Source organism: Streptomyces canus (assembly GCF_041435015.1).
GTDB classification, from domain to species: domain Bacteria; phylum Actinomycetota; class Actinomycetes; order Streptomycetales; family Streptomycetaceae; genus Streptomyces; species Streptomyces canus_G.
Genome location: NZ_CP107989.1, coordinates 7,301,147 through 7,319,642, shown reverse-complemented (window position 1 = coordinate 7,319,642; position 18,496 = coordinate 7,301,147). Strand labels below are relative to the sequence as shown.

The window sequence follows — 18,496 nt, the reverse complement described above, 5'->3', positions numbered from 1 at the left end:
GCCAGGGGTACGGCTGTGCGAAAGTGTGCCGGTGAACGAGGACTGGGAAAAGCGCGTGATCGCCGCCTGGGCGACGTTGGACGACTATCCGGAAGAACGGGCGGCCGAGTTCCGGGCCGTGATCGACGCGCTCGTGGCCGAGCTGCCCGACGGCAGCCCGCTCGGTCTGTTCGAGCAGGCCTCCGCCTGGGACTCGACGGGGCACTCGGACAAGGCGGTCCCGCTGTACCGGGAGGCGCTCGCGAGGGGGCTCAGCCGGGAGAGCGGCTACAAGGGACGGCGCGCCAAGATCCAGCTGTCCAGTTCCCTTCGGAACACGGGGCAGGCGGAGGAGGGCGTCAAGCTGCTCACTCCCGAACTGGACGGCCCGTCCGACGAGTTGGACGATGCCGTACGGGCCACCCTGGCGCTGTGCCTGTCCAGCCTCGGCCGGGATCGCGAGGGGCTGTCGCTGGTTCTGGGTGCGCTCGCCCCCCATCTGCCGCGCTACCAGCGCTCGATGGCCCACTACGCCCGCGCGCTGGTCGCCCCGCAGGACTGATTCACCCGGGGGGCGGTGACCAACCAACGATTCGCTCGTTCTGCTGAACGTGCAGTCACAGGATGTCGCCCCGCGCCCCGCACCCGCTTCCGGCTCCGCCTCCGACCCCGTCGTCGACGTCGAACAGGCCGAGGCCGCGCTCGTCGAGCACTACCCCCGGCTGGTCCGGCTCGCCTATCTGGTGCTGCCGCCGGGCCTCGGCCGCAACCGGCGGGTCCTGACCGCGCACGCCCTCACCCAGCGCGCCCTGCCCCGGGGCCGCACGGCGACGCCCGTGATCCCGGCCCAGTCGGACGGCCGCGAGGTCGACCCCGGCTACGCCTTCGTCCGCCTCCAGGTGGTGCGTACGGCACTGGAGGCGGGCCTGCCGCTCCGGCGCAAGGCGTGGCCCAAGCGCTCCCAGCTGCCGCCGCTGCTCCCCCAGGTGTGGGGCCTGAGGCTCTTCCCGCGCTCCGGCGGCGCCGACGAACTGGCCCTGGACCAGCGCCTGTCGGCCCTGTCCGGCCCGGCCCGTGCCGCCTACGTCCTGCGCGGCCTGGAGAAGCTCCCCGACAGCGACGTACGCGGTCTGCTGACGGCGGCGGGCGTGGCGGACGTGGACGCGGCTCTCGACGAGGCCGACTCCGCGCAGGCCGACTCCGCGCAGGCCGAGTACGCCCTCCTCGACTCCCCCGAGTTCGACCCCTGCTCGCTCCAGGCCCGGCCCACCGACCTGATGCGGCGCAGGCAGCACATGAAGGCCGCGCTCGCCGCCGCGGCGGCCGTGGCCGTGTGCGGGGCTCTGCTCGGCATGCCGGGCGACGGCTGGGGCCCCGACGGCGCCGCCGCGCCCTCCTACGCGCAGAACCCCGCCGCCCGGGCAGCCCTGGACCCGGCCCTGCTGCTGAAGGTCCCGGCCGCCGCGTGGGAGTCCTCCGCCCGCACCGACTTCTCCGTGTGGCCCGCGCGCGGTGACCTCACCGGCGACTCGGCCCTCCTGCGCCGCGCCCTCGCCGTCTGGGCCCGCCCCGGCGAGACCGTCCAGGTCTTCGCGACCCCCGGCACCCCCTCGGGCGGCCCCTCCGGCCCGCCGCAGCTGCTGTACGCCGGGACCGTCGACAACGCGCGCGTGGTGATCCTCTACGACGGTCTGCGCATCGTCCGCTACGCCGAGCCGCGGGACAGCACCAAGGGTGCCGCCCTCGACTTCGCGCGGGTCGACGGCGCCGGCCGGGCGGAGGCGAGCGCGGTCGTCCTGGGCCGGGCCGACGGCAACGTCCGCTATCTGACGGCCCCTTGGGTGACCAAGGCCGCCGATCGGGACCTGCTGAAGCCGGGCTCCGATGCCACGGACCTCGCGCTGACCGGCGGCGCCACCGCGCCGATGGCCGGCCCCGCGCAGAGCGGCCCCTGCACCTCCTGGAACGTGCTCCAGCTGACGGACGCCTCCGGCACCCGGCTGCTGACCGACCTCGGCGAACTGGTCCCGGCCCGCCTCACCACCGGCCGCCCCGGGTCCGTGAAGGACGCGTCCGGGGCGGGCGCGCTGCGCGCCTGGGCGCCGTACGCCTGCTCGCTGGGCGCGATGCGCTCCGCGGGCGTGCGCAGTGTGAACGCCTGGTCCTACGCGGCGCAGCCGCTGCCCGACGCGAGCGGGACGGCCGAGTGGGTCTGCACCCGGGCCGAGACCTGGCAGGGCGGCGGGGAGCGGGTGCTGGCCCAGTTCCACACACCGGGCGGACGGTACGGGGCGGTCGCGGCGAAGGCCGAGAACGTGCCGGCGTGCGGGGCGAAGGATCCGCAGGTGCTGGCCGGGGTGCTGTGGAAGTCGGGGGCCGGTACCTGGTACCTGCTGGCGGCGGGGAGCCGGGGGACGTCCTCGATCAGCGCGTCGGGCGGGGTCCGGGCGATGGCGAACGGCAATCTGCTGGCCGCGAAGGCGAAGCAGGGGGCCCAGGCCGAGCTGAAGGGGACCCTGGAGGACGGGCGGGCGGTCAGCGGGCTCCGGTAGAGCTGTGAACACCGCTGGTCGATCCAGCCCGTTCCAGGCCGGATCCGATCGGTAAGGTGTTCGCATGACTACCGGGGTCCGTCGAAGAATGGGCGTCGAGGAACGGCGTCAGCAGTTGATCGGCGTCGCCCTCGAACTGTTCGCCCGCCGCTCGCCCGACGAGGTCTCCATCGACGAGATAGCGGCGGCGGCGGGTATCTCGCGGCCGCTGGTCTATCACTACTTCCCCGGCAAACTCAGCCTGTACGAGGCCGCGTTGCAGCGCGCGGCGCAGGACCTGGCGAGCCGGTTCGAGGAACCGCACGAGGGGTCGCTGGGCGGCCGGCTGCTGCGGGTGATGCGCCGGTTCTTCGACTTCGTGGACGAACACGGCCCGGGTTTCTCGGCGTTGATGCGCGGAGGGCCCGCGGTCGGCTCCTCGGCGACGAACGCGCTCATCGACTCCGTACGGCAGGTCGCCTATGAGCAGATCCTGTCGCATCTGCGGGTGACGGACCCGCCCGCCCGGCTGGAACTGCTCATCCGCTCCTGGATCTCGCTCGTCGAGTCGACCGCCCTGATCTGGCTGGACGGCCGGCGCATCCCGCGCGCCGAATTGGAGACGCAGCTCGTGCACAGTTTCGCCGCGCTGGCCGCGGTGAGCGCGGCCTACGACGAGGAGATGACCGCGCTGCTGCGCCACATGCTCAAGGACGAGCCGAACGACGGCCCGTTCACCGACCTGGCGGCCCGGCTGATCGCGCTGGCCTCCTAGAGCACGGTCTTGGTGTAGGAGGCGTCCAGGTCGCGCACCTCGGCGGAGAGGTGCACGGTGAGGCCGTCCACAGGTCCGACGTGCTTACGCAGCAGTTCCACGACGGCCTCGGTGAGCTTCGCTTTGGTCTCCTCGGACCGTCCGGCGAGCAGGGCGAGCGTGACGTTCACGATCGCGTGGTTCCTGATCTCGCCGCCGACCGCCTCGTCCTCGGTGCGCAGGACCCGGGTCTTGCACGCCTCGAGCTTCGCGGCCGCCGTCTCGACGACGACCGGGTGCAGCGCCAGGGCGAACTCCTCCCAGTCGACATGGTCGAGATACGGGGAGTGTTCGACGGTGATCTGCGGCATGAGGACTCCTGTTCTACGACGGCACGGGTCACCCTAGCCGCAGCGCCAGCATGGCGATGTCGTCCTCCCGGTCCTGGCCGAAGGTGTCCAGGAGGGTGTCGCACAGGGCGTCCAGGCCGGGCAGGGCGCCGGAGGAGGCCGCGCGGAGGTGTTCCAGGGAGGCAGAGAGGTCGGTCCCCCGGGTCTCGATGAGGCCGTCGGTGACCATGAGGAGCCGGTCGGTGGGTTCGAGGAACAGCTCGGTGGCCGGCGGATGGGGCAGGCCGACGCCGAGCAGCGGTCCTGCCGCCTTGACGTAGTCGGCGGTGCCGGTGTCGCGGACGATCAGCGGCGGGATGTGGCCGGCGTTGGCGATCCGGGCGCGCCCGGTGTCCGGGTCGATCAGGGCCAGGCAGACGGTGGCCGTGGTGTCGGGGTGGTAGCGCTGGAGCGTCCGGTCGAGGCGCCCGGCGAGCACGGCGGGATCGCTCTCGTCCACGGCGTAGGCGCGCAGCGCGTGCCGGAGCTCGACCATGACGGTCGCCGCGTCCAGCGAGTGCCCGACGACGTCGCCGACCGCGGTGAGCACCCCCTCGTCCACGCGCAGGGCGGCGTAGAAGTCGCCGCCGATCTCGGTCTGCCGGGAGGCCGGGACGTAACGGACCACGACGTCGATGCCCGGCAGTTCCGGCAGCCGGTGCGGCTGGGGCAGGAAGCTGTGCTGGAGGGTGAGGGCGACATGCCGCTCGACCTTGTACATGAGCAGCGGCTGGGCGGCGAGCGCGGTGGCCTGCGCGAGCTGGGCCAGCAGGGTCTCGCCCTCCAGGCCCACCCTGCGCATCCCGCGCGCGGGCGCGGCCAGGCACACCGGTGCCCGGCCGTCCTGGGTGACGACGAGCGCGAGCCGGGCGTCGTGCTCGACGCCGGGCCGGAAGAACCCGGCGGGCCACAGCGGCGCGTGCACGGTGGTGAGCTGCACTCCGGCCTGCCCCCGGGTGAGCCGGCGCAGCAGGGCGGCCACGGCCCGGTCGGCGCCCTCGTCGGGCAGGGCGACGGGAATGCGGTCGCGGGACAGACCGCGGTAGAGCACGTCCTCCTGGTCGAGGACGAAGACGGCACCGGGAGTGCCGGTGAGCCGCGAGAGACCCTCGGCGGCCGCGTCGGAGAGCTCCTGCAGGGTGCGTGCCGACTGGATGGTGACGATCGTCTCGGACAGCAGGGTGAGCCGTCGCACCAACGCCCGGTCACCGGCCCGCAGTTGGGCGTTGCGGACGGCGGCCCGGACGACCGCCTCGATCTCCAGGGGCTCGGCGGGCACCTTCAGATAGGCCTCGACACCCATGTCCATGCCCGCGCAGTGCACGGCCGGGGGCACCGCGGAGGCCGAGAAGTGCACCACGGGCATCCCGGCCGTGTGCGGGCGTTCCTTGAACAGCCGGCACAGGTCGAAGCCGCTCATGTCGGGCAGCCCCACATCGACGAGGGCCACATCCGGCAGGGTGCCCTTGCGCAGCCGTGTGTCGAGTTCCGCGAGGGCCTCGCCGCCGGTGGCGACCGGTACGACGCGATGCCCTGCCCGGCTCAGCACGGTGCTCATGGCATACCGGCTGGCCTCCACGTCGTCCACGACCATCACGGTCGTGCCTGTCAGTTTGCCTTTTGCATCCATCTGTCCGCCCTCGGGCAACACCGGTGGAGCAGAGCGGGGTTCGGGCTCTGCTCCACCAAGGTAATGCCTTCAGCTACGGATGGCGGATGAAAACGGCCACGGTCCGAGCCGGAACGGCGAAGGTGCCTGATTTCCGCTCGTAGGACGCCCCCTTGACGGTAGAGTCCGCGCCTTCCACCTGCAGCGGATGCAGCTGGTACGTGCTCCCGGCAAGGGCCTCGACCCGCTGGCTCCGCGCCTTCGGCGTCGCGTTGAACACGACGACGAGATCACCCAGTTCCATCGTGATCACACCGGGCGTCTCGTCCTTCCCGGACAGCGGGAAGGACAGCTTCGACTGCACCTGCTCCGCCGTGCCGAGCGAGAACGCCTTCTCCGTCGTACGGATCCGCAGCAGGTCCTGGTAGGCGGCCGAGGCCCCCTGGATCTGCGCGCAGCCGACCGTCACCGAGCCCAACAGCGGCTTGGCGTACGGCCACTTGGACGCGTTGTCGGCCGCCATGGGCAGTCCGCGGCCGAACCCGTTGCCGTCCTGGCAGTTCCAGTGGATCGCGTTGAACCAGTCGCCGCTGTCGAAGGAGTTGCGGTCGAGGGACTTGGAGCGCAGCAGGTCGGTGCCCGCCTGGGAGAGCGACGGGCCCTGGGACAGGGCGGCCGTGGCCAGGGCGAGGACCTGCATCCGGGCCCGGTCGGCGGCGCCGGTGCCGGCGGGCAGCTTGTACGTCAGCGCGTCGAACAGTGACTCGTTGTCGTGCGCGTCGGCGTAGGCGAGGGCGTCGCCGGGGGCGTCCGCGTATCCGGCGGGCTGACCGTTGTAGTCGACCTGGGCGCCGGTGACCTCCTTGCCGTCGGTGTCGGTGAAGGTGAACTGCTTGAGGTTGCCGGACAGGCCCACCTTGATGAGGTCCTGGTAGTGGAGCAGGCGGGCCTTCTGCTCCTGCGCAGTCCCGTTCGCCGTGGACGAGTTGGGGTCGGTGTACAGTCCGGACGCGAAGCCCTGGACGCCGGGGTCGTCGTCGAAGGGCCCGCCGCCGCGGACGGCGTCACGGGCGCGGTCGGAGAAGGTCGCGATGCCGGTGCCGGCCATGTTCTTCTGCGTGGCCTGCACGAACCGGGCGTCGTCGGCGACCTCGCCGAAGTTCCAGCCCTCGCCGTAGAGAATGATCTTCTTGCCGTCGACGCCGTCCTTCTTGAGGGTCAGCGCGTCGAGGGCCTTGCGCACGGCCAGGATGTTGGCCTTGGGGTGGTGGCCCATGAGGTCGAAGCGGAAGCCGTCGACCTTGTACTCCTTGGCCCAGGTGACGACCGAGTCGACGACCAGCTTGCCCATCATGGCGTTCTCGGTGGCCGTGTTGGCGCAGCAGGTGCTGTTGGCCACCGAACCGTCGGCGAGGAGCCGCTGGTAGTACCCGGGGACGATCCGGTCGAGGACGCTCGTGGCGGCCTGCCCGCTCGCCGCGGTGTGGTTGTAGACGACGTCCATGACGACCCTCAGACCGTCGTCGTTGAGGGACTTGACCATCTCGCGGAACTCGACCGTACGGCCGGTGCCGTCCGGGTCGGTGGCGTACGAGCCCTCGGGGACCGTGTAGTGGTACGGGTCGTAGCCCCAGTTGTAGGCGTCCTTCGCGGCGGCCGCGGAGACGCACTCCTGCTGCTTGTCGGAGTCGGCCGGGTAGGACACGAGGTCGCAGGCGGGGGTCGCCTGATCGGACTTCTTCTCGGGGACGGTCGCGATGTCGAAGACCGGCAGCAGGTGGACGTAGCTCGTCCCGGACTTCGCGAGCTCCCGCAGGTGCTCGGAGCCGTCGCCGTTCTTGTCGGTGAAGGCGAGGTAGGTGCCCCGGTCCTTGGACGGCACAGACTTGTCCGCCACCGAGAAGTCCCGGACGTGCAGCTCCTGGATCTCGGCGTCCTTGAGGGGCACGGCCTTCGGCTTGGTGTACGTCGACCAGCCGCGCGGCGCCAGGGACCTGTCGTCCAGGTCGACGACGAGGCTGCGCGCGGAGTCCGTGGTGAGGGCGACCGAGTAGGGGTCGGTCACCTTGTTGGTGACGACCTTCCGGACGCCGGGCGCCCAGACCTTCACGACGTACCGATAGGGCTTGCCCTTCCAGGACCGGGGACCGGTGACGGACCACACGCCGGTGGTGGGGTCGCGTCGCATGTCCTTCAGGGACCCGTCGAGCTCCAGCCTCACCGACTGCGCGGTGGGCGCCCAGACGGACAGTGTGGGGCGGCCGTTGTGGAAGGCCGGGCCCAGTTCCGCCTTCGTGGCGGCGGGATACAGGTCGTCGAGCACACCGGCGATCTGGACGCCGGTCGCGGTCAGCACGGCGCCGTTGGCGGCCCGTTGGGAGGCGACGAGCTGACCGTCGAGGGCCTCCCTCACGCGGTCGCGATCACGTGGGTCGACGGACCAGGCCGCGTAGTCCTTCAGGTGCGGGAACCTGGCCTTCTGGGCGTCCGTGAGGGTCGTCCTGGTGAGCCGCAGCCACCTCTCGTCGTCGCTGGTCAGGGCTCCTCGGTCGACGGCGATCGAGCCGTCGTGGGAGTACAGCAGCTGGGTGGAGGCGGCCGCCTCGGAGCCGTTCCAGGCGACCGTGTTCCGGTCGATCCAGACGGCCTTGGAGGTGGTCGGGTCGAGCGCGGCGGCGGACCCTGCGGGCTGCGGGAGCAGATACTTCTCCTGGCCGTTCAGCAGCCACACCTCGTGGCCGTTCGCCGTGAGGTCCAGGGACTGGTCGGTGGGCAGGTCCTTCTCGTCGCCCTTGTGGATGATGTAGCTCAGGCTCGTGGCCCCGTCGGTCAGCGGTACCTCGAAGACCGCGCCATAGGCGTCGGTCCGCACCGGCTCCAGTGGCTTCGACCAGTCCGTGGGGTTCGCGGCACCCGTCCAGGCGTGCAGACCCCAGCCGGAGTAGTTCCCGTCGGTGCGGTGGTAGTGGAGGACGGCCTTGGTCCTGTCCTGCGCCGGGTAGTCGGGCCGCTGCGTCTGTACGGCGTCCTTGCCCTGCTCGATCCACACCTCGCCGGTCCTGGTGACGTCGATCGTGCGGTCGGCGGAGACGTCCTTGTCGCCGTCCTTGTCGATGACGAGGAAGCCGACGTTCGAGGCGCCGGGCTTCAGCTTGACGTAGGCGAAGGCGCCGTACGCGTCCCGGCCGGTGAAGGGGTGGCTGTCGGGCCAGGTGGTGGACTCGCCGTCGGCGAGGTCGCCCCAGGCGTACAGACCCCAGTCGGCGTAGTCGCCGTCGGCGCGCTGGTAGTGGACGACCGCGTAGTCGCGGGAGGAGACGGTGGGGGGCTCCTCGGCGGGCGGGGCACCGGTGACGGACTCCGCCGTCGCTGAAGCGATGCGTCCCGTCGAGTCGACGACAACAGCCTTGTAGCGCAGGGCCGTTCCGGCCGGTACGGCCTTGCCGACGGTCTGGGTGACCTTGTACGGCGCGTGGTCGGCTGAGCCGAGTGTCCGCCACGTGCCGCCGCCGATCTGGGCGGCGAAGACGACCCGGTTGAGCTGTCCGCCGTCCACGTCGGCGGTGAGCTCGACGGTGCCGGTGGCTCCGGTGGCCGGGGCCTTGAGGGTGATCGTCGGCTTGGTGGCGGGCGGGGCGAGCTTGCCGGCCGCCTTTAGGACGATCGCGGAGCCGGCGGGGACGGTGACGGTGATCTTCTTGTCGGCGTCGGAGGTGACGCCTGAGGCACCGCCGTAGATCCCCTTGAACGCCATGTTCGCCGAACCGGTCGCGAACGTCGCCGACTTGGCCTCGCTCGCGTTGTTGAAGGCGACGACGTACTCGGTGGTCCCCTGCGTACGGGAGAAGGCGTAGACCCCCGCCCCGTCGGCCGCGTACCGCTCCTCCTGGACGCCGTCGGTGAGCGCCGGGTTGGCCTTGCGGAGCTTGGACAGAGCGCTGATCCGCTCGTACATTGGCGCGCTGGTGTCGTAGGCGTCGCTCGCGTGCGTGCGGTCGGTGCCGATCTCGTCGTCGTCCAGGTAGTCGGCCGTCCTGGACGCGAACATCGTCTGGCGGGCGTCCTTGTCGCCGCCCGCGCCGGTGAAGCCCTGTTCGTCGCCGTAGTAGACGACGGGGTTGCCGCGACTGAGGAACATCAGTTCGTTGGCGAGCCTGTCCTTGGCGAGGAGTTCGGCGTCGGTGGCCTTCGGGTTGTCCTGGTTCAGAAAGGATCCGATGCGGCCCATGTCGTGGTTGCCGAGGAAGGTGACCTGCTCGTAGGCGTTGGCCTTGTCGGTCGTGTACTTGTAGTCGTCGCCGAAGACGCTCGCGAGCTTCCGCGCGCTGCCGCCCTGGGAGGCGTACTGCCGTGCGGCTTCCTGGAAGGGGAAGTCCAGCGTGGCGTCGAGGCGGCCCTGGGTGACGTACGGCGAGGTGATCGACGTGTCGGCGGAGTACACCTCGCCGAACATGAAGAAGTCCTTGCGGCCCTGCCTGGCCGCGTAGGCGTCGAGAGCCGTGGCCCACTGGGTCCAGAACTCCATGTTCACGTGCTTCACGGTGTCGATCCGGAAGCCGTCGATGTCGAAGTCCCTGACCCAGCGCCGGTAGATCTTCTCCATGCCGGAGACGACCTCGGGGCGCTCGGTCCACAGGTCGTCGAGGCCGGAGAAGTCGCCGTAGGTCGTCGACTCACCGGCGTAGGTCGAGTCGCCGCGGTTGTGGTACATCGTCGGGTCGTTGAGCCAGGACGGGACCTTGGCGCCCGCGCCGGTGACCGTGGGCGTGCGCGGGAAGGAGTCGGCGTCCACGGACGGGAAGGCCCGGGAGCCGTCGGCGTAGTCGGCGTCGTCGAAGGGCTCGCCGTCCCTCGTCAGATACGGGAAGGCGCCCTTGGAGAGGTAGTCGTAGGACTTCTCCTCGTCGTCGACGACATCGGCGGTGTGGTTGGTGATGACGTCGAAGAAGACCTTCATGCCCTTGGCGTGGGCCTTGGAGATGAGGGTCTCCAGGTCCTTGTTGGTGCCGAAGTGCGGGTCGACCTGGGTGAAGTCGGTGATCCAGTAGCCGTGGTAGCCGGCGGAGGCGTTGGCACCCGTGCCCTGTACGGGCCGGTTCTTGAAGATCGGGGCCATCCAGATGGACGTGGTGCCGAGGCCCTTGATGTAGTCGAGCTTCCTGGTCAGGCCCTTGAGGTCGCCGCCCTGGTAGAAGCCCTTGTCGGTGGGGTCGTAGCCGGTGCTCAGCCGTGAACCGGTGAGCCCGCCCCGGTCGTTGGAGGTGTCGCCGTTGGCGAAACGGTCCGGCAGGACGAAGTAGAACTGCTCACGGGTGTCGTCGTGCCGGGCCGGTTCCGCGGCGAGCTTCGCGTCGGTGGGCGGTGGCGGCGGGGTGTCCGCCCGGGCGGAGAGCGGCTGGACGAGCGCTGCGGCCAGCGCGGTCACGGTGACCGCGGCGACCCGTCCGGCGTGTGCGGTACGGCGCCTCGACGGCACCGGCCATCTCGGTATCACTGACGTGGACTCCTTGCGATGACGGCTCTGTGGGTCCGACCCCGCGCGACCGTATCGCCGCCGTAAGCCTTACAGCAATAGTCCTGAAACAGATGGAAAGAACTTTCAGTGATCCCGTGAGTTGCTCAGCAGCCGGACTTGCCCGCGTAGATCGCCAGTGCCGTGTTGGACCCGAGCGTGGCCGTGAACTGGCCGTTGGAGCCGACCGTCACGCTCGTGTTGTTCTGCACGTTGCAGTACGTCCCGGCGGGCAGCGAGGTCTGGTACGTACGACTCAGCGAGCTCGACTCGTGGTTGATGGCGACGTAGCCCTTGGCGCCCCGCCCGAAGGCGATCGCGTCGCCGCCGTTGTCCCACCAGTTGCTGACCGACTCACCGCGGGTGGCGTTGCGGAAGGCGACCATGCGCAGGATCTCCGGCCAGGCGTGCTGGCACTTCCAGCCGTCCTGCCAACAGGCGGTCACCGAACCGTTGTTGGGCGGGCCCGCGTCCGTGTCGGACCATTCGTAGCCGGAGTTGATGTCCGGGGCGCCGTACGGGTAGGCGAGCATGAAGACGTTGGCGAGGGTGTAGTTCGCGCCGTCCTTGTAGGTGAGCGTGGAGCCGTTGCGCTCGGTGTCGTGGTTGTCGACGAAGACGCCGGCCACCGAGCCGTTCAGGTAGCCCCAGCCCTCGCCGTAGTTCTTCAGATAGGCGAGGTTCTCGTTGTTGAAGACGCGCTTGAGGTCGTAGGCGTAGCGGAACTCCTGGACGTCCCCGTTGCCCGTGTACTCGGTGGGCTGGACGGCCTCCCCGCTGCCGTAGATGACCTCCTGCTTCCAGTAGACGGAGGGGTTCGAGAGACGCGACTTGATGTTCGCGAGGTCGGCGGCCGGGATGTGCTTGGCCGCGTCGATGCGGAAGCCGTCGACGCCGTAGCCGAGCAGGGAGTTCATGTAGCCGGCGATGGTGGCGCGGACGTACTCCTCGCCGGTGTCCAGGTCGGCGAGGCCGACGAGTTCGCAGTTCTGGACGTTGGAGCGGTTGGTGTAGTCGGTGATGGTCGACGTGCAGTCGTCCATGTCGTACGAGGAGTACAGGCCGGGGTAGTTGTACTTCGTGTACGCCGATCCGCCGGTACCGGTGCCGCTGCCCGCGGACATGTGGTTGATGACGGTGTCGACGACGACCTTCACCCCGGCCGCGTGGCAGGTGCCGACCATGTTCTTGAAGGCGGTGGCGTCACCGAGGCGCCCCGCGATCCTGTAGCTGACCGGCTGGTACGAGGTCCACCACTGCGAGCCCTGGATGTGCTCGGCGGGCGGGGAGACCTGCACGGAGCCGTATCCGGCGGGGCCGAGGGTGTTGGTGCACTCCTTGGCGACGGAGGCGAAGTTCCACTCGAAGAGGACGGCGGTGACGTCCTTGGTGCCGGGCGGGGAGGCGTGGGCGGCCTGGGGGGCCAGCACGGCCGCCGCGGCGGCGAACGCGGTGGCCGTGGCGACAGCGGATGCGGTCCATCTCGATATCACGTGGGGGTTCTCCTTGCCTGACGGCCAGGCGTCTTTGCCTGGCGCCGGCGAGAACGTACCGCTGGCGAAATGTTTACAGCAAGAGTCTTGAAAGCAAGAGAAAGAACTTTCACCTACTCTGCTCAGCGCTGGCTGGCGGGCTTGCCCGGCAGGTCGCCGCGGCTGCCCCGGCAGGAGTAGACGATCTCCACCGACCCTCCGGGCAGGGCGCGTTGGCTCTGGAAGGTCAGTCCGGTCTCAGGGCTGAGCGCGGGGGTCAGCTGCATGCCGCCGCCGAACAGCAGGGGCAGGACGACCAGTTCGAGGCGGTCCAGCGCGCCGAGGGCGTGGAAGGTGCCGATCGTGCGCGGGCCGCCGATGAGGTGGACGTCGCCGCCCCGGTTGGCCGCGCGGAGTTTCTCCAGCAGCCGTGCCGGGTCGCTGTCGGTGGTGACGTGGTCCGGGGTGCCCTCCGGGCGGTGCGAGCCGAGGACGAACACGTCGAGGTCGGGCCAGGGCCAGCGGCTGTTGGTCAGCGCGGGCTCGAAGGTCGTACGGCCCATGAGCGCTGCCTCGCAGTCCGCCAGGAACTCCCGGATGCCGTGGCTCTGACCGGAGACGAACGAGGGGTCGGCGGTCAGTGCGGGCCAGCCGTTCGGCGTGGTCACATAGCCGTCGGCACTCATGCTCAGGCGGGCTCGGATCTGCATGGTCTCTCCTCGGGTGCGGGGGCGCTGTTCGCCCTTCCACCCAAGCGTCGATCGCGCGTCCCGCCGATCGACACGCCCGACAAAAAATCACCGGGCCCCCGTGCGGGCCCGGTGATCCCTGCCTGTGCTCAGGCCGTCGTCCACCACACCGTCGTGTCGGCCGGCACCTTCGCGTCGCCGTCGGCCTCGGCCACCTCGCCGCTCGCGAGGAGCAGACGGCCGTACGCCGGGGTCGTCACCGCTTCACCACTGGTGTTCGCGACGCAGACGAACTCACCGCGCCGGAAGGCGAGAACGCCCTCCGGGGCCCGGAGCCACTCCACCGCGTCGCCGGCACCCAGGTCCGGCTGGGCGCGGCGGACGGCGAGGGCCGAGCGGTACAGCTCCAGGGTGGAGTCGGGGTCGCCGGTCTGCGCCTCCACACTCAGGTCCGCCCACTCGGACGGCTGGGGCAGCCAGCTGCCGCCCGCGCCGAAGCCGTACGACGATCCCTCGCGCGTCCACGGGATCGGCACCCGGCAGCCGTCGCGGAAGCCGTCCTGGCCGGCGCCGCGGAAGTACGCCGGATCCTGGCGGACCTCGTCGGACAGGTCGACGACGTCCGGGAGGCCGAGCTCCTCGCCCTGGTAGAGGTACGCCGATCCCGGCAGGGCCAGCATCAGCAGCGTGGCGGCGCGCGCCCGGCGCAGGCCCAGGTCGCGGTCGCCCGCCGTGCGGATCTGGGTGCCGAGGCCGGGTGGGTTGGCGAAGCGGGTGGTGTGGCGGGTGACGTCGTGGTTGGACAGCACCCAGGTGGCCGGGGCGCCGACCGGACGCATCGCCTCCAGCGTGCGGTCGATGACCCCGCGCAGTGCCTCTGCGTCCCATTCGGTGGCCAGGTACTGGAAGTTGAAGGCCTGGTGGAGTTCGTCGGAGCGAACGTAGTTCGCGGTGCGCTCGATGGTCGGGGTCCAGGCCTCGGCGACGAAGATCCTCTCGCCGGAGTACTCGTCGAGGATCAGTCGCCACTGGCGGTAGATCTCGTGGACGCCGTCCTGGTCGAAGAACGGCATGACATCGTTGCCCAGCAGCTTCACCTGGTCGTGGGATCCCAGGTCGGGCAGCCCCTCCGCCTTCACCAGGCCGTGTGCCACGTCGATGCGGAAGCCGTCCACGCCCATGTCGAGCCAGAAGCGCAGGATCGAGCGGAACTCGTCGCCGACGGCCGGGTGGTCCCAGTTGAAGTCGGGCTGCTCGGGGGCGAAGAGGTGCAGGTACCACTCCCCGTCCGCGACGCGCGTCCAGGCGGGCCCACCGAAGATCGACTCCCAGTCGTTGGGCGGGAGTTCGCCGTGCGCGCCCTTGCCGGGCCGGAAGTGGTAGCGGTCCCGGAGCGGCGATCCCGGGCCCTCGGCGACCGCCCGCTTGAACCACTCGTGCTGGTCGGAGGAGTGGTTGGGCACCAGGTCGACGATGATCCTGAGTCCCCGTCCGCGGGCGTCGCGGATCAGCGCGTCGGCGTCCAGGAGGTTGCCGAACATGGGGTCAACGGCCCGGTAGTCGGCCACGTCGTAGCCGGCGTCGGCCTGCGGGGAGGCGTAGAAGGGGCTGAGCCACACGGCGTCCACGCCCAGGTCGCGCAGGTGCGGCAGTCGGGTGCGGATGCCCTCCAGGTCGCCCATGCCGTCACCGTTGCTGTCGGCGAAGCTGCGCGGATAGACCTGGTAGATCACCGCGTCCCGCCACCAGTCGCTGCGCTGGGCTTTGGCGGGGGTCGATGCCGGGGCGGTGGCGTAGTACTGCTGGCTCATGGCGTCCTTGAAACGTAAGGGGGTCATGGGGGTCGTCAAGTGGCGAGGCGGCCGCAGTGACAGCGGGGTCGGATGGACACTGCGGCCGCCTCGGGTCTGAGGGTGGTGAGGCAGGTTGGTATCGTGCGGCGCCGTCGTGGCTGGTCGCGCAGTTCCCCGCGCCCCTGAGGGGCGCTGTCGAACCGGCGTCAGCCCTTGGTGCCGCCCGCGGTGAGTCCGGTCACCAGATTCTTCTGCACCAGGTAGAAGAACACGGACACCGGTATCGCGATCAGTACCGCCGTCGCCGCCATCAGGTTGCGCTGGGCGTCGTGCTCGCTGACGAAGCTCTGGAGCCCGACCGCGAAGGTGTACTTCGTGTCGGAGAGCATGAACGTCGAGGCGAACGCGACCTCACCGAAGGCCGTGAGGAAGCTGTAGAACGCGGCGACCGCGAGTCCCGGCTTGGCGAGCGGCAGGATCAGCCGCGCGAACGTGCCGAAGGGGGTCAGCCCGTCGACGCGTCCGGCCTCGTCGATCTCGAACGGGATGGTGTCGAAGTAGCCCTTCAGCAGCCAGGCACAGTACGGGACCGCCGTCGAGCAGTACACGAGGACGAGTCCAAGGTAGCTGTCGATGAGCTGGAGGTCCGAGAGCATCTGGTACATCGGCACCATGAGTACGGCCACCGGGAACATCTGCGTGACCAGGAGCACCCACATGAACTTCCGGTAGCCCGGAAAGCGCATCCGGGACACGGCGTACCCGGTGGTCGCGGCGATCAGCACACCGATCACCGTGGTGCCGAGCGAGACGATCAGCGAGCTCTTCAGCCAGTCGAAGAAGGCCGTGTGCTGGAGGACGAACGAGTAGTTGCCGAACGTCATCTTCTTCCAGATGCCGCCCGGGTGGAGGTAGTCGTCCTTGTCCGGGCCGAGGGACAGGAAGACCAGCCAGAGGATCGGGAACAGCGCGATCAAGCTCGCGACGGTCAGGATGCCGTGCGAGACGAGGGAGCCGGCGAGGCTCTGGTCGCCGCGGCGGCGGATCCGTCCGGGTGCCTGCGTGGGGACGGTCCGGGACGCCTCGGCGGAGCTCTCGACTGTGGTCGTACTCATGGAAACTCCTGCCTCAGATCGCGAGCTGCTGGTCATTGCGGTTCAGCCAGCGGCGGTAGAAGGAGGTGAAGACGATCAGGATGGCCAGCAGCAGGATGCCGTACGCGGCGGACTGGGCGAAGTCACGCGGCTGCTGTCCGAAGCCCAGGTAGTAGGCCCAGGTGACGAGGATCTGCGCGTCCGGCGCGGTGTTGCCGAACAGCAGGAAGATCACGGCGAACTGGTTGAACGTCCAGATGATGCCGAGCAGGACGACGGTGGAGCTGACGCTCCTGAGTCCCGGCAGGGTGACGTACCGGAACCGCTGCCAGGCGCTCGCGCCGTCCATCTCGGCGGCCTCGTAGAGGGAGGCGTCGATGGACTGGAGTCCGCCGAGCAGCGAGACCATCATGAACGGCACACCGCACCAGGTGTTGACCATGATCGCGGCGAACCGCTGCCAGAACGTGTCCTCCAGCCATGCCGGCGAGGGCAGGTGCAGCGCGTCCAGTGCGGTGTTGATGATGCCGCCGTCGGCGAGCATGAAACGCCAGCCGAAGACGGTGACGAAGGTCGGCACGGCCCAGGGCAGCACCAGGATCAGCCGGTACAGCGTCCGCCCCCGCAGCTTCTGGTTGAGCAGCAGCGCGAGGCCGAGGCCGATGCAGTAGTGGAGGGCGACGCACAGGGCCGTCCAGACGATCGTCCAGATGAAGTGCGACCAGAAACGGTCATAGGCGGTGTCGCCCCACAGGATGTCGGCGTAGTTGTCGAGGCCGATGAACTTGTAGGTGGCGTCGATGTGGTTGACGCCGATCGTGCGGGCCGTGTTGAGGCTGTTGGCGTCGGTGAGCGTGAGGTAGACGCCGTAGACCAGGGGGTAGAGCACGAGGACACCGAGGACGATCGCCACCGGGGCGATCATCGCGTAGGCGTACCAGTGCTTCTGGTAGCTCTGCTTCAGGCGTTGGCCCGGCCCGGACCGCGGCGCGCGGTCACCGTGCCGTTTGCCGGTGGCGCGGTCGATGGCGACTGTCATGTTCGACACCTTCTGAAAGTTCTGCGGCTCTGAGAAGTGGCTGGGCCGAGCGGCCGGCCGGTGTGGCCGGGCACAGGCCGGTGGCCGCCGGATCTCTCCCCCCACGACCGGGAGATCCGGCGGCCACACGGGCTCACTTGCTGAAGTCGGGCACCAGCTTGGCGAGGGCGGTCTCCGCGTTGCTCAGGCCCTTGTCCAGGGACTCCTTGCCACCGGCGATCTTGAGCAGCTCGGTGTCCAGCGGGGTCAGCAGGGAGCTGTACTCCGGCAGGGCCACGCGCGGCTGGGCGGAGGAGAGGACCGACTGGTATCCGGCGATGCCCGGGTCGGCCTTGACCTCGGCGGTGTAGGCGTCGTCGCGGGTGGGCAGCGTGGAGTTCTTCAGCGCGATCTGCGTCTGCGACTTCGCGGAGGTCATGAAGCCCACGAACTTCTCGGCCGCCTTCTGGTGCGCGGAGTCCGAGCCGGCGTAGACCGAGAGGTTGTGGCCGCCGGTCGGGGCGCCCGCCTTGCCGCTGGAGCCGGCCGGGACGGTGGCGATGCCGAGGTTGTTCTTGTCCTTGAAGGCCGTGCCCTTGTAGAAGTTGGTGATCTCCCACGGACCCTGGACGATCGCGGCGACCTTGCCGTTGACGAACGCGTCCTGGATGTGGGCGTAGGCGTCGGCGGTGGTGTCGGCCTTGTGCAGGCCCTTGCCGGAGAAGAGGCTCAGCCAGGTGCCGTAGCCCTTCTTGGCGGCGGCCGAGTTCACCGTGATCTTCTTTGCGGAGGCGTCGACGGTGTCGGTGCCCTCGCCGTAGAGGAAGGTCTGGGCGTAGTAGGCCGCGGTGGAGCCCCAGTAGCCGTCGACGCCGGTCTTCGACTTGATCGTGGCGGCGGCGGCCTTCAGGTCGTCCCAGGTCTTGGGGGCCTCGACGCCGGCCTTCTCGAAGAGCTGCTTGTTGTAGACCAGGGCGAGGGTGTCGGTGACGAACGGCACGCCGTAGGTCTTGCCGTCGTACTGGGCCTGCTTGATCAGGTTCGGCTTGAACTTGGCCTGGTCGGCGAGGGCCTCGGTGCCGTCGAGGGGCAGGAAGTAGCCCTTCTTGGCGAAGGCGGGCGTCCAGCCGACGTCGGAGCGCAGCACGTCGGGGGCCCCGCTCGCGCCGGCGGCGGTGTCGAACTTGTTCTGCGCCTGGTCGAAGGGCACGTTGACGTACTTGACCTTGATGCCCTTGTTGGCGGCCTCGAAGTCCTTGATCAGGGCCTGGTACGTCGGCGCCTCATTGGTGGCGTTGGAGGTGTCCCACCAGGTGATGGTCACCGGACCGTCGGCCTTGTCGCCGCTGTCACTTCCGCCGCAGGCCGTCGCCGCGAGGGCGAAAGACGCCACCAGCGCTGTGGCCGCTATGCCACGCCGCATGAGTTCTCCTTGAGGGTGAAAGCCCGTGTGCTGCGGGGAGAGGTCCCGTCTGCCCTCCCCGTCTGCCGACTGCGCCTTTGCGGCCGCCGGGCGAGTGGGAACGTAACAGCGATGCAAGGCTTGCGAAAGAGCTTGCAGCAAAAAAGTGCAAGAGACTGCGGAAGTTACCCCCTCGTGATCCCTCGTCGACCGTCACGAGACCCTTGTTTTACGGGGCTGAGCGGGACGATTAC

12 protein-coding genes are annotated in these 18,496 nt (G+C 69.7%); 3 read left to right on the top strand and 9 right to left on the bottom strand.

The features are described from left to right. Positions 1–31: 31 nt before the first annotated feature. From OG841_RS33385 to OG841_RS33375, 3 genes are all read left to right on the top strand, one after another. Positions 32–541, top strand: a complete 510-nt coding sequence (locus OG841_RS33385) for a tetratricopeptide repeat protein (protein WP_328637979.1) — start codon at positions 32–34, stop codon at positions 539–541. 49 nt (positions 542–590) lie between these two features. Continuing rightward, complete coding sequence (locus OG841_RS33380) at positions 591–2,531, top strand: hypothetical protein (RefSeq protein WP_328637980.1); 1,941 nt, start codon at positions 591–593, stop codon at positions 2,529–2,531. Between the two features lie 64 nt (positions 2,532–2,595). Continuing rightward, a complete protein-coding gene (locus OG841_RS33375; RefSeq protein WP_328637981.1) occupies positions 2,596–3,285 on the top strand; it encodes a TetR/AcrR family transcriptional regulator in 690 nt (229 codons plus the stop codon). Here OG841_RS33375 and OG841_RS33370 read toward each other — a convergent pair. The 9 genes from OG841_RS33370 to OG841_RS33330 form a co-directional block, all read right to left on the bottom strand. Then, positions 3,282–3,635, bottom strand: a complete 354-nt coding sequence (locus OG841_RS33370; RefSeq protein ID WP_328637982.1) for a 5-carboxymethyl-2-hydroxymuconate Delta-isomerase — start codon at positions 3,633–3,635, stop codon at positions 3,282–3,284. The two genes, OG841_RS33375 and OG841_RS33370, sit on opposite strands and share 4 nt — an antisense overlap. Positions 3,636–3,663: 28 nt before the next feature. Then, a complete protein-coding gene (locus tag OG841_RS33365) occupies positions 3,664–5,283 on the bottom strand; it encodes a SpoIIE family protein phosphatase (RefSeq protein WP_371567772.1) in 1,620 nt (539 codons plus the stop codon). A 73-nt stretch (positions 5,284–5,356) separates the two neighbouring features. Beyond that, positions 5,357–10,756: a pullulanase-type alpha-1,6-glucosidase gene (pulA, locus tag OG841_RS33360; RefSeq protein ID WP_371567770.1), complete on the bottom strand. Its 5,400-nt coding sequence runs from the start codon at positions 10,754–10,756 to the stop codon at positions 5,357–5,359. 125 nt (positions 10,757–10,881) lie between these two features. After that, entirely contained in the window at positions 10,882–12,267 is a 1,386-nt protein-coding gene (locus tag OG841_RS33355) for an alpha-amylase (protein ID WP_328637985.1), read from the bottom strand. A 122-nt stretch (positions 12,268–12,389) separates the two neighbouring features. Further along, positions 12,390–12,956, bottom strand: a complete 567-nt coding sequence (locus tag OG841_RS33350) for a dihydrofolate reductase family protein (protein ID WP_328637986.1) — start codon at positions 12,954–12,956, stop codon at positions 12,390–12,392. A 128-nt stretch (positions 12,957–13,084) separates the two neighbouring features. Then, on the bottom strand, positions 13,085–14,746 hold the full coding sequence (locus OG841_RS33345; protein WP_371570895.1) for a glycoside hydrolase family 13 protein: 1,662 nt from the start codon (positions 14,744–14,746) through the stop codon (positions 13,085–13,087). Between the two features lie 188 nt (positions 14,747–14,934). Further along, a complete protein-coding gene (locus tag OG841_RS33340; protein WP_371567766.1) occupies positions 14,935–15,843 on the bottom strand; it encodes a sugar ABC transporter permease in 909 nt (302 codons plus the stop codon). 13 nt (positions 15,844–15,856) lie between these two features. Continuing rightward, positions 15,857–16,861 carry a carbohydrate ABC transporter permease gene (locus tag OG841_RS33335; protein WP_328637989.1) on the bottom strand — a complete coding sequence of 335 codons (1,005 nt, stop codon included), beginning with the start codon at positions 16,859–16,861 and terminating at the stop codon, positions 15,857–15,859. A gap of 133 nt (positions 16,862–16,994) precedes the next feature. Next, positions 16,995–18,263, bottom strand: coding sequence for an extracellular solute-binding protein (locus OG841_RS33330; protein ID WP_328637990.1), 1,269 nt, complete (start codon positions 18,261–18,263; stop codon positions 16,995–16,997). Positions 18,264–18,496 lie beyond the last annotated feature (233 nt).

Excerpts from the sequence above, each read along its gene's own strand:
- OG841_RS33345 (WP_371570895.1), bottom strand. The coding sequence starts at position 14,746 with ATGAGCCAGCAGTACTACGCCACCGCCCCGGCATCGACCCCCGCCAAA.
- OG841_RS33335 (WP_328637989.1), bottom strand. The coding sequence starts at position 16,861 with ATGACAGTCGCCATCGACCGCGCCACCGGCAAACGGCACGGTGACCGC.
- OG841_RS33365 (WP_371567772.1), bottom strand. The coding sequence starts at position 5,283 with ATGGATGCAAAAGGCAAACTGACAGGCACGACCGTGATGGTCGTGGAC.
- OG841_RS33350 (WP_328637986.1), bottom strand. The coding sequence starts at position 12,956 with ATGCAGATCCGAGCCCGCCTGAGCATGAGTGCCGACGGCTATGTGACC.
- OG841_RS33370 (WP_328637982.1), bottom strand. The coding sequence starts at position 3,635 with ATGCCGCAGATCACCGTCGAACACTCCCCGTATCTCGACCATGTCGAC.
- OG841_RS33330 (WP_328637990.1), bottom strand. The coding sequence starts at position 18,263 with ATGCGGCGTGGCATAGCGGCCACAGCGCTGGTGGCGTCTTTCGCCCTC.
- OG841_RS33340 (WP_371567766.1), bottom strand. The coding sequence starts at position 15,843 with ATGAGTACGACCACAGTCGAGAGCTCCGCCGAGGCGTCCCGGACCGTC.
- OG841_RS33375 (WP_328637981.1), top strand. The coding sequence starts at position 2,596 with ATGACTACCGGGGTCCGTCGAAGAATGGGCGTCGAGGAACGGCGTCAG.